Origin of the sequence: Vibrio sp. V12_P9A6T4 (genome assembly GCF_963874835.1) — a bacterium.
GTDB lineage: Bacteria > Pseudomonadota > Gammaproteobacteria > Enterobacterales > Vibrionaceae > Vibrio > Vibrio anguillarum.
Genome location: NZ_CAWNJO010000085.1, coordinates 1 through 14,680, shown reverse-complemented (window position 1 = coordinate 14,680; position 14,680 = coordinate 1). Strand labels below are relative to the sequence as shown.

The window sequence follows — 14,680 nt, the reverse complement described above, 5'->3', positions numbered from 1 at the left end:
GTGGAAGATCGAGTTGCTGCAGCTAGGGCTTTTTCAAGGTGCGATGCAGCAACGGGCTATAAATGGGTTGGACGACAAGTAATTGAGCGAAAATAACCGCACTAAGGCTAGTAATAATCAGCGGTAAAATTAAATAATAATTATTGGTCATTTCAATAACTAACAAAATACCTGTAATGGGTGCGCGAACCGTTGCGGCAAACAGTGCACCCATGCCTGCAATGGCGAACATTCCTGGGTCAATCGCTAATTGTGGTAACAGTTCTTGCGCAATCAGGCCAAAGGCGTAACCAAACAGAGTACCTAATGCCAGCATTGGTGCAAAAATCCCGCCCGGAGCACCAGAACCAAAGCAGATCAAGGTGGTAAAAATACGACCAATGAACAAAAGCAGCAAGATAGCGGCACCGTAGTCACCATTGGTGATATTAGGGATCAGTGAGATGCCACCCCCAGTCAATTCTGGAATATACAATAAAGTTAAGCCAAAACAGCCTCCCAATAGTGAACCCGTGAGTAAATATCGCTTACGATCATTGCGATGAATTCTGGCAAAAATATCTTGTGATAGTGTGATTAAACGGTTGAATAGCACACCGAAAATACCAAACAGTCCCCCAAGTAGCAGAAACAGCCACAGTGAAGCTAGCTCTGGTGCTTGATATTGCGGCATTTGGATCACAGCATGTTGGCCATTAATCACGCGAAAGACGATATTTGCCGCCACCGCAGAGACAATGACGGCACGTACTGAAATGAGGGTATAGCGAAACTGCGGGCGCATCTCCTCTATCACAAACATGATGCCCGCCAGCGGCGCATTAAATGCGGCAGCTAGGCCTCCAGCTGCGCCAGAGGCTAAGAGTGAGTGGCGGGTATCGTCATTTTTGATGCGGAAAATATCCGACACCATTCGGCCAATGGCTCCCCCCATTTGAACCGTGGGCCCTTCACGTCCCAAAACCATACCAGAACCTAAGGCGCCCATACCGCCAAAAAACTTCACTGGCAGTACTCGCCACCAACGAACGGGGCGCATACCATCCATCGCGCCTTCAATTTCAGGAATGCCAGAACCGGCGGCTTCGGGCGCAAACCGGTGCACAAGGAAATAACCGATAAACGCCAACGCTGCACTGATAAGAAAAGCGGCCAACCACAAGGGTAAGATATTACCAATCTCACTTTTTAACCACTCGGTGCGTGTTTCCGAAACCAAGTGCACAGCGGCCTCAAAGTAAGTACCAACAATCCCAGCAAGAATACCGACAATGAGCGAAAGAAAAAGGATTGAGAGTGGTGTTTTGTCCTTAGAGAGAAATTGGTTAATCGTATCTTTTGGAACTTTTGCAAGCAGTGACTGTTTCAATCTCTCTCTTTTGGTCATGTAAAAAAGGGCCTCGATTGGTAAAATGTGAACATATTTTGTTACAGAATTATACGCGCCAAAGTGATTAACTATAGCGTCAAAGCTGCAATGTTGATTTTCATATCTGGAAGATGGAGAGATTCTCTACTAAAAACGAGATCTGAGTTTAAAATGAGTTAAAAAAACAGAGATTGAACCTTGCTAAGCCAGCCAAATGAACCATAGTTAAAACGTAAGGCAGATTCAGATATCGTACAGGGAGGAATTCAAGCCTTACCTACAATTTGGATGGAATCAGCAATATTTCAATTCTATGTCCTCGTTTATGATCGGGTTGCATCTATAGTCCTCCCGATTCGCGAACTCACGATTGAGTTACGAGGGGAAAGGCGCGCTCACCGTAGTGCGCCTTTTGTCGTTTATGTACCTCGGCTCATTGTTCCTGTCTAACTGGCAAACCATGCACTGGCTTCTTATTTCGGTATATACTGCCGCAAAAGGAGTGCTGACATGACAAAAAAAGTACCAACTAACATTATTACCGGTTTTCTTGGTGTAGGAAAAACGACGGCCATTTTGAATTTATTGAAGAATAAACCTGCTGATGAAAAGTGGGCGGTGTTGGTCAATGAGTTTGGAGAAATTGGTATTGATGGGGCGATGATGTCTGACCAAGGCGCGCTGATCAAAGAAGTACCGGGCGGCTGTATGTGCTGTACCGCGGGTGTTCCTATGTCTGTTGGAATTAACGCCTTACTTAGGCAAAAGCCCGATCGTCTATTAATTGAGCCAACAGGGCTTGGGCACCCTAAGCAAGTGGTGGCAACTTTAACTTCTGATCAATATGCACCGTATGTCGATTTAAAAGCCACGATCACTTTAGTGGATCCGCGCAACTTGCGTAATGAAAAATACACATCCAACCAAAATTTTAATGACCAATTGGCCAGTGGTGATGTGGTGATTGGCAACAAAGTGGATCAATGCACTAGTGCTGATGTGGATGCGTTTAATGACTGGGTGACTGATCAATCACCCGCGAAGATTTTTAGCAAGTTAGTCAAGCAAGGTGAGTTGCCTTTAGAATTATTAGATATTGAACGTCTTCACGGCGCCGCTTCTACTCATATTGAAGCGCATCACCATCATCATGCTTCGTTAGAACCACAGTTTGCCTTACAGCCGGGTAAAGCGTTTGTGCGCAAAGAAAATCGGGGCCAAGGTTATTTCAGTTGTGGTTGGTTAATCGGCGCTGAATACCATTTTGATTTTGATGAGCTCTTTTCTATGCTGAGTGCCCTGACCGCTGAACGTGTTAAGGCGGTCGTCAATACCGATGAAGGATGCTACGCCTTCAACATCAACCAAGGAGTCGTTTCAGTGAATGAGATGAGCTTAGAAGGGTTTGAATCACGCTTAGAAGTGATTGACTCACAGCTCATGCCATGGGATCAACTCGAAGCGGTATTGCTGAAATTGGCGGGTATCTCTCAATAGGATCCAAAGAAAAAACCAACAAAGAAAAAACCAACAAAGAAAGAACAAAGAAAAAATGAACTAAGAAAGGCGAACTGGAACGGCTTCGTCTTTCTCGTTCACTTTATAACTTCTTATAATGCGTTGAGCTATTTATGGCTGCCTTGTTGCGTGATCAACGCGTTCATCAGATAAAATCTGCCCATCTTTGATATTCACTATTCTGTGAGTTCGCTTCGCTAATGCGAGATCGTGAGTGACGACAATAAGCGTTCGTCCTTCTTGATGAAGCTCATTGAACAGGGCTTCAATTTCAGCGCCTGATTTTGAATCTAACGCACCTGTCGGTTCGTCAGCTAAGATAATTTGCGGATCATTGACCAACGCGCGCGCAATCGCCACCCGCTGCTTTTGCCCCCCCGAGAGCTGGTTGGGTTTATGCTGCATGCGATCGCCAAGCCCCACTTTTTCTAATAGTGTTGCTGCACGTGCTCGGCGCTCTTTTAATTTTACTCCGCGATAGACCAAGGGTAGGGCGACGTTATCGAGAGCATTAGCGTATTCGAGCAGGTTGAAACTTTGAAAAACAAAGCCAATTTTTTGATTACGAATATGAGCCAATTGATGGCTGCTGAGCGAGGCGACCGCCTTGTCGTCCAACTGATATTCACCCGATGTAGGAACATCCAAGCAACCGAGGATATTCATTAAGGTTGATTTACCCGAGCCTGATGGCCCTAGAATAGAGAGAAATTCGCCTTTTTGAATCGATAGCGAAACGCCGTCTAATGCTTTGACCAACTCTTCACCACTGTGATAGTGCTTGCTGATATTGGTCAATTGAACAAGGTTCGGTAAGTTTTGTTTATTCACTTTGTAATGCCTCTAATGGCGTAATGCTAGCCGCGCGATTGGCGGGAAACCACGCGGCAATCACACCGACAATCGCCAGTGCCGCGATCACAAGAAAGACAATCGAAAACGACAGTTCGGGTAAGGGTTTCCCTAATTGCTCAAACAGCATATTGCCTTCTAAGGGAGCGTATCTTAATAAGGTGATCAGCCCGTAAGTGGATCCTAAGCCAGCTAAACCGCCAAGTGACATCGTGAGCAAGGCTTGCACTAAATAATGGAGTTTAATAGTGGTTGGCGTAGCTCCGACGGCCATTCGTACACCGATGTCTCGTGTGGATCGTTTTACCGTGGCGTACATGACATTGGCAATACCAATACCTGCTACGCCGAGGGTAATGAGCCCAATAATGCCCAAAAAGCCTTGTAGACCGAATAAGAAACGGCGCATGCTTTTTTGCCTCAGTAGCATGTCTTCGACTTGCAAGATCTGCGCGTCTGAAGCACTGGCACCGTACTTTCTGGCGATCACTTGCTTAATCACTTGCGCGGCTTTTTCGCGATCAACCGTGGCATTGAGCTGCACATTGATCGCTGCAATCGCTGCGTTGGGGTTAAAACGTTGCCAAGTGCGAAAAGGCACAAATACCGCGTAGTCAATAGGGGTTCCTTGTTCTACCTCTGCACTTGTCTGCGCTATCACGCCGATAACGGTAAAGTTTTCATCACCTATTTTTATCAATTGACCTACGGGGTTTATGCTCAGCGTCTGGGGTTCCAGCCAACTCCAACCATCCTCAGAATTGAACAATTGCACTGCGGCGTTATAACCGAGTACAACCACTTTACGCTGCTGTTGATTATCGAGCGGGTTGATCCATCGCCCTCCTTTGGCTATCTCAATACCAGTTAAAGACTGATATTCTGGGTTAACCGCTAGTGGGCGCTGCCAGGTGCCATTGTCTTGATTGCTGACGCGTTTATCCCATTGTGCGCTGACTTCAGCGCGTTGGATAAAGGGCAGTGCGCGAACAAGCTCAACATCATCCGCTTGCAAAGAGAGGGCTTTCCCTTCAAAAAAGCGTCCGGCGGTCTGGCTGGCATAACCCCCGGTCACATAGAGTAAATTGCCATTGCCACTTTGTGATGAGCGTGTCAGCCCTTGGCGTAATCCTTCGCCTGTTGCGAGCATGGTGGCGATGCAAAGTGTACCCCAAGCCACCGCTAAAATAGTGAGTAGCAAGCGCAGTTTTTCGGCCGCCATCTCTTGATAAATTTGCCTGATAGGTAACATCATTATTAAGCCCTCGCACTTAAGGCGATGACGGGGGTGAGATTAGCGGCACGCTTTGCTGGGAAATAAGCAGCCAGCAGTGCAAACAACGTGGTGACGAGCAGTGACCAGCCTAGAGCTGGCACAGTGATGACTGGTTCGCCGAGCCAATCAGGTAAGCCGATGTAATTCAGTAATAGTACCACCAGATAGGAGAGGAGCATTCCGAACACTGCACCTAATGCCACTAGCAACCCACCTTCTAAAATAAACTGGCGCAAAATGATCTTCGGTGTTGCGCCAATGGCTAAGCGCACACCAATTTCCCGCGTTCTTTCCGTGACAGAAAGGAACATGATATTGGCGACGCCCAAAGCGCCGACCGCAAGCGTCATCGCTCCACTTGCCCCTAAAAATAGTTGTATACCTCGAAACAAGGCATTGAAAAATTGAGCGCCGCTGCTGAAGTCAGGTAGGTTTATGGCCTCAGTATCGCTCGGATCAAAATGTTTCTGTTTGGCGAAGAAAGAGAGGATGTTCATGCGCAATACCGCTGCTGGTATCCCTGCGGCGGGCTGCACAAGGAAAAATTCAGGCTCACTTTGCCAAAGATCAGTAAAAGCGCTGCTTGGGATCATCACTTGGCTGTTTTCATTGTTTATAGAAATGCCCCCTTCTTGCTGCTGAGTAATACCGACAACCGAGAAGGGAATGGTATTGACTTTGATCGTATCACCAATAGATAGCTGACCAACTTGTGCCAACTGCCAACCAACCACCGCAATTCGGGAATGGTTTTGCTGATCGCTGGCGTGAATGCCGCGTGACCCCGCGGTCAGTTGCAAGTTGCGCAATGCTAAAAATTGAGAGTCGATCCCGCTGACATAACCGGGAAGCATTCGGCCTTTTACATTCGTCACTTTAGCATCCCATTTTCCGTAGATAATTGATAATGCGCTGATGTTTGGGTGCTGTGCCAAAGCGCGCATTTCCGGCTCTGAAAGGGTAATCGCTCGTCTTGCCGCAAGGCCTTGCCAAGGTTTGGTGGTTTGACTGGGGAAAGCCATTTGTGTATCGCTCATTAACAGCGCGAAAGATTGTGTATTGACGCGATAAAATCCTTCACCTAAGGCAACGAGCACTAAAACAGAAACAATACCCCAAACGATAGCAATGACCGCGAGGGCGCTGCGTAGCCGATGGGCAAGCAGCGTTTGCACGACTTGCTGTAGGCTTGAGATCATGAGTGCAGAGCCTGAGAGAGCGAAGCGATCACGTCATCATCTAACTGCCCAGCAGCTTGCAGCAGGCCAATCCGCTGCTTCCAATATTGGTACAATCGCCGTTGTAGACTGTTTTTACTGTTAAACAGAGCGTTATGGGCGTCAATCAAATCAGAAGCTTCGGTCATTCCTGACTCATAAACGGTTTGTTTACTTTTTAAAGCTTGCTCTCTTGAGCGGACTTGTAACTGAGCCATCTCCACTTGTCGCCAATCCAGATGGATTTGGCTAAAGCCACTTTGAATTTTGCGTTTAATCTCGATATCTACCTTGCGCAGTACTTGCTTGGCGCTTAAGACTTGCAGCGCAGCCTGATCGACCGTGGCGCGCGTGGAACCATTCAAATCCAACGGAATTTTTAAGCTTAAACCTGCACTGAGATCTCCATCTCGACCCTGATCATTGTCTTGGTAAGAAACACTGCCAGATAAGGTGGGATAATATTTGGCTTTGGCTGCATCTCGGCCAAATTCAGAAGCGGCGACTTCCTGCTGGGCAGCCAATAACTCAGGGCTGTTATTCTGCGCAAGCTTTAACCATTCAGTTTCGCTGCTGACCTGCATTGGCGGTTCAATGAGGTCGGTCGTTTTAATTTGGTCAATGTGCTGTGGGTCTTGATTGATGAGCGCGATAAGGGCTGACTTTTTCTCTTCTAGAGCGGCTTGCGCACTGAGTATATCGGCTTGCTCATCGACGTGGTTAGCACGCATGTCTTCCAATGCCGTTGATCGAATTTTTCCTGCTTTGTAGCGCTGCTCGGTAATCTTCAGCAGTTTTGCACCTTCTACGAACTTTTGCTCAGCAAGTTGTAGATCGCCTTGTGCGCTGGCGAGATCGAGATAGGCATACAGTAATGTTGCAGCCAGCTCATTATGTGCAGTCTTCACTTTTAATTGTGATGCCACATAGCTTGCTTGAGATTGGTCGAGCTGTGCCCAATTAGCGCTATCCCAAATGGTTTGGCTTAATGTGGCACCATAGCCTTTAGTGTTGTTGCCATCGTCATCCCATGAGGTATCCGCGCTGAGGCTAAAAGAAGGCAGCAAGGCACTTTTGGTACTTCGGACCTCTGTTTCACTGATTTGAGATTGTATCTGCGCTTGTGAATAAGTAGGATCAAAAGCTTTGGCGGCTTGCCAAGCTTGTTCAATAGTGATGGCGTGAGCTGAAAAAGTCACCGCGCCACAGAACGTCATTAGCGCGGCTGCTAGCGCATTACGTTGAAAAGGGCGCTTAGTGGTCATCTTTGCCTCCGAATAAACTGTTGTCGATGATCACATCGTCCGCTGATAAACCCGCAATCACTTCCACATTAATGCCATCGGACAAACCTAAGGTTACGGCGCGCACTTGGTAACCTTGTTCTGACTGATCTGGAATCAAGACTTCAGGTTTTTCACCGCTAAATCGTAATGCGCGTTCTGGAATGGTGATGACGTTTTCCACGCTCTTTAATGTGATCTGTGCGGTAGCAGAAAAGCCCGAGCGAATCACCATATTGTCAGGAAAGCGAATCTGGTTAATCTCCACTTCAAATCCATTATCAAAGCTAGTCGTTTTAGTATCACTAGGGTTATTCAACTTATCAGATTGAACCGCAACTTTGCTTAATACGCCGCTGATTTCTGCTTCTGGATACGGTGCTAACGTTAAGTTGACGGCCATCCCTGCGGCGAGTTGTGCCGCATCATGTTCACTGACACTGCCTTTGAAAATCATGTCATTCATATCAGCAATCGACATCATTTCAGTTGCCGCTTGGCTTGAGGCAGTGGAAATGATCGGCTCTCCTACTTCCACTTTTAGGTTTAAAATGGTGCCATCAATGGGGGCGACGAGTGTGGACGTGAGTTTCGAATCGCCAACCGATGCTTCACCGCTGCGGATCAGCTCAAGGTTCTGCCTTTTTTGTTGCACTTCGGCTTGTTTTGATTTCAGCTCTGATTTTGCTTGGATTAGCTCACCGTAGTTTTCCGGCACAATCTTTTGTTCAACTAACTGCTGCAAGTTTGCCAGCGTCTGTTTGGCGGAATCTAAGCTCGCCTCACTTTGCATTAAGGCAGTGGTTGCGTCGGTTAACGCTTGCGGTGTTGGATTTGGACGCACTTTGATCAAAGGCGTGCCCAAGGTAACTTGTTCACCGACCCGATGATAAATTTCACCGACAATCCCCTCAATTTGCGATTTTATAGATACCGAGTGAGCTGGCACGATTTGGCCAACAGCGATTGCCTGTTTGGCAATATTTCCCTGTTCGACCGTCAGAGTGGGGAAAGCCGAGAGAGATTCATTGCTATTGGTAGTTAGGTAATAGCCCCCGCTGATTAAGGCGGCGCTAATTACCGCGATGGCCCAACGCTTTTTCATGAACAATTCCATATCAAGGAGAAAATAAACAATGGTGGTATGACTTGAGTGTCATCAGAAGGTTCCTTCATGCTATAGAAGTAGCGCATAAAAACCTGTATTGATTTGTCATGATAATGTCAGCTAGAAATAGCAAACAGCATGCAGTTGTCTGTTCTGATGAAAAGGGCGATCATTGACCGCCCTGATGGTAATAGTAGAAATGAGGTGTAGCGTAGAAGGGATCCGAGAGGAATTTAGCGCTTATTACGCAAATAACGTTTACGACGCTCTACTTTTTTGGCTGCTTTTTCCTCGGCTTCCCTAGCCGCTCGTTCTTCCACTTCCACTAACTCTTTGGTGATCATTTCAGGGCGTTCAAGAGTAATTTGGCCGAGAATACCTTGGCGTAACTCATGCAGTAGGATCTCCGACGCTTTGTGCAGATCAATACGGCCACCGGGGCGCAGAGCACCACGTTTGCGGCCAATTTCTTCCATCCATTCCACATCAGATTGAGGTAGCTCATCGATTTGATAACGCTCTTGCAAACGCTCAGGATAAGCTTGCGCTAAATACTCAACAGTATAAAAGGCTACATCCTCATATTCCATTGCAGTATCTTTTACCGCGCCAGTAGCAGCTAGGCGAAAACCACTGTGTGGGTTTTCCACTTTAGGCCATAAAATTCCCGGAGTATCGGACAGCACAATGCCATTTTGCAAATTGATACGTTGTTGGCGGCGAGTAACGGCGGGTTGGTTACCTGTTTGAGCCACAGCGCGACCGGCTAACGTATTGATGATGGTTGATTTACCGACGTTCGGGATGCCCATGATCATGGTGCGAATATTTTTCCCCACTTCTTCACGATGTGGTGCCAACTTACGGCAAAGCTCCATGATTTTATGCACTTCTTGAGGGTTAGACGTGGTTACCGCCATTGCTTTCACCCCTTGTTCTTTCTCAAAATGGTCGATCCACAATTGCGTCATTTCAGGGTCTGCTAGGTCACGTTTATTGAGTACCTTCACACACGGTTTATTACCACGCAAATGGGAGATAAGTGGATTCTCGCTGCTAAACGGGATACGAGCGTCCAACACTTCGATAATCACATCAACTTGCGGAATGACCTCTTCGATCTCCTTACGTGCTTTATGCATGTGTCCCGGAAACCATTGAATTGTGTTGTTAACCATTTGAAAACTGCCTTTTAATGTAAAAATTCTGCTGGTGGAGGAAGAGAGTTTTTATTGATGTTTATGAGAATCATCAACAAGGTTTACTGATAACCACCGCAGTTTTAGATGTGATGATGTTAACATTTAATTGGCGAGGCTGGAATCTAAGCTGTGCGGTGAACTTTACGTGTTCTGTCAATGATGAGATGACTTAGGATTGACGACGCTCGTGCAGTTACATCTCTTGTCGGTGAGAGAGCACTGAACCGAGCAAAAATTCGGTCAGATCGTGCTTGGTTAAGCAAGTTTTTGCCCAGCGGAGCAATTTATTGCTCAAGTAGTCAGAAATCCAAAGTTAACCTATTGAAATATAATAATTTAACACTGGCATTGCTTTTGCTTAGTGAGGCATTACATTATGCGATGTGATTCACGAAAAAGGACCAAACCATGCCAGCCGCTCTTCGAACCATTTCTTACCAAGCGTTATTAAACGCAGAGCAAGCCCATATGCCAGCCGTAAGATTATGCTCTACGCAGGGGAAACCGTCATGATCCTCTCTTGGTTTCAACAGCAGCAAAATCATCGCTATTGGTTAGTTGATCGTAAGCTTCATAAGCAGGCCTTACAGCAAAATGGGGGCTTTGGATTTGAAGAAGCCGTGCCTCTGTTTTATGGTGCAATGTTTACTGAGGTGATGCCACTCTCTCCATGGTTAATCCCTGTTTCTGAATCGGTATTGTCGCTCCCTGAAGCGTTACTTGAAAAGGGTATTGGGCTGTCAAGCCATGCCGTGAGTGATGAAGTTTTGCAGCATCTTCGCAGTTTATTAATTGCCGGATTAGAGGGCGAGGAAGTAATGTTTCGCTTTTACGATAGGTCGGTCATTATTGCTATGTTAGCGCGAATGGACCAATCAGAAGTGAACCAGTTTTTGGGTAATATCAATCAATTGGCTGCATTAGATAATGGAGACCAAGGCCACGATCGTGATCAAGGCCACTTAGTCACGTTTGACAACACCTCGCACGCGCCATTTAATGCTCAGCAAGGTTCTTGGTGGGTGATAAAAGCACATCATCTTGATAAACAAGAGAACTTACCTTTGTTAAAAGCTAACCTTGAATCTTGGTTATGGCAGCATTTCCCCAAGGCAATGGACCAGCATCTTACGCAAGGGAGTGATATCGCTTCCATGCTCACACCGTTCCTCTCTGCTGCTGAGCAAACCTTAACGTATCGTGTGATGAGTGCGGCCATCGCGGCGATTATGGGCAACGAATACTTGGCTCAGCCTAGCATGATAGAACTGATCAAAGACAATCAAAATGAAGAGATTAAATACGCTCTGCATGCCTTAAGTCGCCAATTACAACATGAGGGATAATCATGGATTCATTTAACCATTGCGTGCAGTGCAACCCAGAGAAAAACTGGTTGGAACTGGAGTTCATGAGTGAAAACGATGAACCGATTGATGGCCTTGCCGTCACCATTACGAACAAAATTACCTCCAACACACACACGCAAACCACCAGCGCTGGTAAAGTATTATTTGCAAATATTGCCGCAGGTGAATGGCGCGCTTGTGTCAGCCAAGCCTCTTTGTTAAGCGAAGTCGAAAAGTACGCCAGCCGTAAAGAAGGGCAAGAGTCGCCAGTGAAAACCCGCGCATCGGCAGAGCGTGATGCTGCTGAGCAAAGCCCGAAACGGTATCACAGCACTACCATCGGTGATTTTTGGGATGAAGCCCCGCAAGATGAGTTTTTACAAGAGCATCATAAAGGGATAGATACCAATGCCTCTGCGGAAAAAGCAGGGTTCAGCCTTAGCCACAACCAAAGTTACGTTTTCGAAATCAAAGCACTGCGCAGTTATATGCCAGTGATTATTGATACCGATGAATTTAGTTTGGTGAATAGTTATACCTTTGCGTTGTTGTCCAAATTGGCTTATGCGACTAACGATTTTAGTAGGGATGATGGTAAGACAACAGATAATCAGGGTGCGATTAGTACGGTAATTTCTCAGTTAAAGCGAAAAGAAAGACCTGCTTATTCTGGGGATTTACAGGCGAAATGGCTACTAGAAGAAATACCATACAGCAGAGCTTTAAGTGCTCAATATTATGCCGAGGATGATGTCGGCAGTGAAGGTTACATCATCTTTAACGATGAATTGGCGATTATAGGTGTGAGAGGTACAGAGCCTTATTTCCAGAGTAAGAAGCCACCTGTTAATAACACTAAATTTAAAATTATAAAAGCGGCTTCAGGTATGGCGGCTGTGATTGCGGATAAGGTAGAAAGTGCTACCGATTCACCAGGAATGAAAGACCTTATTATAACGGACCTTGATGCCGCTCAAATCGCCCCCGAAGAGTTTGGTGGAACGTATGTCCATCGAGGGTTTTATCAATATTCGATGGCGTTGTGGAAAAATACACTACTAGCTGATGATATTTTAAAAAATCACTCTACTAAACGATTTTATCTCTGTGGTCATAGTTTAGGTGGTGCTGGTGCATTGTTACTAAGTGCACTGATTAAAGATCGTTATCATCCTTCAGTATTGCGTTTATATACATATGGAATGCCACGTACGGGAACGCGCAGTTTTGTTATTCGCTACCAAGATATTCAGCATTATCGTCATGTTAATAACCACGATTTAGTTGCTCAAATCCCCATGATATGGGCAAATACCGATCTTACAGAGGGACTCGATAAATGGGATGTATTTAGTAGTGGTATAACATTGATTAAGAAAATGCTCACCGATAACGACGATGATAATTATCTCCACCATGGTCATTTATCGCAGTTATTAACTTATAATGATTCTGACCAGATTTTACTGACGCCAAGGCAAACACAAATCACTATGCTAGATCTGGCAAAATTAGCCAGCAATGATTCTGTTACTTTGGTAAATAGCTTGTCCGATGCTTCAATTGCAGAACATGGAATGGAATATTATATCCCTAATTTGTGGCAACAAATGTATTCTTTAAGTAATGAAAGTTTAATGGTGCATTACCAACAAGCAATATCAGCTCTCGACCAAGAAATTGCTACTTTACAGGGAAATTATCTCACCGTTAAACAAACTTGGGCTGAATCTTTAGGAAATGCTACACCAGCGTTGAGCATCGGACGTTTGATGAATGAGATGAATTCTATAAATAAACTAATAGAGAATCGCAATAAAATAAGAGGAGAGCTCAAGCAGATAGTCTCTGACCCTGAGCGTTTACCTTTAGCAAAACTATTAATAGCGCAGAAAACATTACCTGATGAAATTAAGGAACAGCTACAATGAAGTTATTGAATAACCTCACAATGAAAAAGCGAATATCAATTGTTGTACTATTTATCGCATTGTTTTTTCTTGGGTATGATTATTACCAGACTTCTCAACCGAATATTTGGGGCGATGAACCTGATGAGTCCTATATTACTATATCAGGCAAAAAGCCTATAGATGCTTATTTAGAAGTTTGGACTCATTTTTGGGTGACAGGAGATGAGTGTGAGGCTTATTCCTACGATTTATTTGGTCAAAAAGCCCATAAAGGAGGAAAGATAAGCCAGAAAATTACGCATGATTTTGCTAAAGATGATTCAAACTATGAATTTAGGATCCCTTTTAAAACGTATAAAAATTCACAAAATTGTATAGTGGAATTAAGAGATTTTTCTATTCAGGCTTATAACTCATTTGGCAGTGCTGGCTTTGCTCAGTTGCGCGTTTCACAGGCAGGAAAAGAATATTATAATCGAGCAATTGAGCCTGATTTATCAATTGTCGCAAAGGATTGTGGCGCATATTACTCTGAAAAGTTCAATCAATGGACAAATGGTTTTGGTTGTTATTACTACATTGATGGTAAGAGAAAAAGTCAAGATCAAGAATTCAACGCCTACAGCGCTTATTATGATTTCTCGAAATTCAATAATGACACCGTGATTCATTACGATATTTTAGCCGGTGAGAATTACCGCTCTGAGCCGTTAGTGCAAGAACAAGTCGCTGTAGCGCAATAATTAGGCATAATGAATGTATTCAATGATCACCTGATTACCTTCTATAGAAACATGCTGGATATCACCATCAACACTTATTCGGTTTTTTAAACAGATCGCTTTTACCTCGCTGGTGGCGGTCTGTTTCAAACTCGGTAGTACCCTGTGCGGCTCAATATGTAGATGACGACAGAATTGACTGATAAACGTCATCGATAAAGAGCTATCCCCTCGTAAAAGATGTGAGAACTCAAGTTGAGTAAGGTTAAGTCGCTTAGCCATCTCCATCTGAGTCAAATGCATTTTAGCCTTTTGTGACATCCATACATTGTATAAGGCTTGGCGATCCTCTTCGCTAAACACCATAGTCCATCCTCTTTTTGTTATCACCTTTATTGGTGGTGTACAGAGTGACAAAAACGAGTTGAGGTAGTGTCAATGAGAGGTTAAGGCCAGTTTAAATTTTTAATCAATTTCCCTACCAAAACTCTTTCTTGCTCTCGGATTCTTCCTGTTTGATATCGAGCCACCGTCTCAAAAAATGTAAAGCGTGATTCAGTAGCGCTTACAGCCTGCTTTATGGGTTTTTATACTGAAAGCAGGTTTGTAATATTCCTGTTGTTTCTTTTGGTTTGAAAATTAGTGCGTGGCTCTGATTAAACTGCTTTAAGGATTTTCTGTAGTTATTTTAATCATTACACTGATGAGTCGTGGCGTTTTTACGGTCAGATAATACCTGTCGAATACGGCCTAATAAAAGCTTATTGTATTTAATTTCTATAAAATACAATAAGTTATGTTTTTCTTGGGTTTTGGGGTTATTGATTTTTAGTGTTTAAAGTCGCTCAGGAATGGGTGATGCCTCTGGTTG

The 14,680-nt window shown here is 44.8% G+C and carries 12 protein-coding genes; 4 read left to right on the top strand and 8 right to left on the bottom strand.

The annotated features are described in order from the left end of the window. Nucleotides 1-22 precede the first annotated feature (22 nt). Nucleotides 23-1,387: a H(+)/Cl(-) exchange transporter ClcA gene (gene clcA, locus AACQ42_RS14065; RefSeq protein ID WP_094164815.1), complete on the bottom strand. Its 1,365-nt coding sequence runs from the start codon at nt 1,385-1,387 to the stop codon at nt 23-25. A 492-nt stretch (nt 1,388-1,879) separates the two neighbouring features. Between clcA and AACQ42_RS14060 the strand changes: the two genes are divergently transcribed. Next, complete coding sequence (locus AACQ42_RS14060; protein WP_094164814.1) at nt 1,880-2,866, top strand: CobW family GTP-binding protein; 987 nt, start codon at nt 1,880-1,882, stop codon at nt 2,864-2,866. Between the two features lie 132 nt (nt 2,867-2,998). On the opposite strand, the gene AACQ42_RS14055 is transcribed toward AACQ42_RS14060, so the two are convergent. The 6 genes from AACQ42_RS14055 to ylqF form a co-directional block, all read right to left on the bottom strand. After that, nucleotides 2,999-3,718: an ABC transporter ATP-binding protein gene (locus AACQ42_RS14055; RefSeq protein WP_094164813.1), complete on the bottom strand. Its 720-nt coding sequence runs from the start codon at nt 3,716-3,718 to the stop codon at nt 2,999-3,001. Further along, the gene (locus AACQ42_RS14050; protein WP_094164812.1) at nt 3,711-4,994 is read right to left on the bottom strand and encodes an ABC transporter permease; all 1,284 of its coding nucleotides are present in this window, start codon (nt 4,992-4,994) and stop codon (nt 3,711-3,713) included. Before AACQ42_RS14050 ends, AACQ42_RS14055 begins: the two co-directional genes overlap by 8 nt. A gap of 2 nt (nt 4,995-4,996) precedes the next feature. Then, nucleotides 4,997-6,214 (bottom strand): ABC transporter permease, encoded by a 1,218-nt coding sequence (locus AACQ42_RS14045; RefSeq protein WP_094164811.1) that lies wholly within the window; start codon nt 6,212-6,214, stop codon nt 4,997-4,999. Further along, complete coding sequence (locus tag AACQ42_RS14040) at nt 6,211-7,497, bottom strand: TolC family protein (protein WP_094124340.1); 1,287 nt, start codon at nt 7,495-7,497, stop codon at nt 6,211-6,213. Before AACQ42_RS14040 ends, AACQ42_RS14045 begins: the two co-directional genes overlap by 4 nt. Further along, a complete protein-coding gene (locus AACQ42_RS14035; protein WP_013868497.1) occupies nt 7,487-8,632 on the bottom strand; it encodes an efflux RND transporter periplasmic adaptor subunit in 1,146 nt (381 codons plus the stop codon). Before AACQ42_RS14035 ends, AACQ42_RS14040 begins: the two co-directional genes overlap by 11 nt. A 224-nt stretch (nt 8,633-8,856) precedes the next feature. Next, a complete protein-coding gene (ylqF, locus tag AACQ42_RS14030; RefSeq protein ID WP_013868498.1) occupies nt 8,857-9,801 on the bottom strand; it encodes a ribosome biogenesis GTPase YlqF in 945 nt (314 codons plus the stop codon). A 509-nt stretch (nt 9,802-10,310) separates the two neighbouring features. On the opposite strand from ylqF, the gene AACQ42_RS14025 reads away from it, so the two are divergent. Genes AACQ42_RS14025 through AACQ42_RS14015 form a run of 3 tightly spaced genes read left to right on the top strand, consistent with a single transcriptional unit; the run spans nt 10,311 to nt 13,830 of the window. Further along, nucleotides 10,311-11,171, top strand: coding sequence for a DUF4123 domain-containing protein (locus AACQ42_RS14025; RefSeq protein ID WP_094164816.1), 861 nt, complete (start codon nt 10,311-10,313; stop codon nt 11,169-11,171). A 2-nt stretch (nt 11,172-11,173) separates the two neighbouring features. Continuing rightward, the gene (locus tag AACQ42_RS14020) at nt 11,174-13,105 is read left to right on the top strand and encodes a lipase family protein (protein WP_094164810.1); all 1,932 of its coding nucleotides are present in this window, start codon (nt 11,174-11,176) and stop codon (nt 13,103-13,105) included. After that, a complete protein-coding gene (locus AACQ42_RS14015) occupies nt 13,102-13,830 on the top strand; it encodes a hypothetical protein (RefSeq protein ID WP_094164809.1) in 729 nt (242 codons plus the stop codon). Before AACQ42_RS14020 ends, AACQ42_RS14015 begins: the two co-directional genes overlap by 4 nt. On the opposite strand, the gene AACQ42_RS14010 is transcribed toward AACQ42_RS14015, so the two are convergent. Then, a complete protein-coding gene (locus AACQ42_RS14010) occupies nt 13,831-14,175 on the bottom strand; it encodes a helix-turn-helix domain-containing protein (RefSeq protein WP_026027796.1) in 345 nt (114 codons plus the stop codon). It lies immediately after the preceding gene. Nucleotides 14,176-14,680 lie beyond the last annotated feature (505 nt).